Consider the following 512-nt stretch of genomic DNA (forward strand, 5'->3'; position numbering starts at 1 on the left):
TGTTGCATCGTTTGACCAAGAAGGCGACCAGACTGGTTTAGCACTTTTAAACAAGGTCTTGGAACGCTGTCCATCCGCATCAGCTAACTGAAGTCGATACTCAGCATCGTCACCCTTTAGATCTAAAGTGACATAAGCGATTTTGGTTGAGAATGCACCACGCACACCCGTGATCGCTTCATAAATTTTATCCGATATACGATGCGCTAACTGTCGCATCCCCGTCGTACTAGAAGAAATCAGCTCACCGACAACGCGCTTCTGATTATATACATCCATTAGCTCGTACTGGACGTGAAATCGCCTACCCGCTGCATCTGAGCTAACCTGCCCCACCAGCACAAAACTCTGCCCTAGCATCTTCCAATCACGAAAATACACATCCCCTGATTTATCAGGAAGACTCAGCATTTTATTGGTCGGTAAGGTAACGAAATCTCCACTACGCAATAAATTCGCATCGATAATTCGTGCGATATCCGCAGGAAGGGCTAGGTTCGTGCGATTAGTAA

At 46.3% G+C, this 512-nt stretch carries 1 pseudogene; it reads right to left on the bottom strand.

Going from position 1 to position 512, the window contains the following annotated elements:
- Positions 1-512 (bottom strand): annotated as a pseudogene (locus A3738_RS10545) (Tol-Pal system protein TolB); the annotation flags it as partial.

The sequence above is a fragment of the Oleiphilus sp. HI0066 genome, assembly GCF_001635725.1.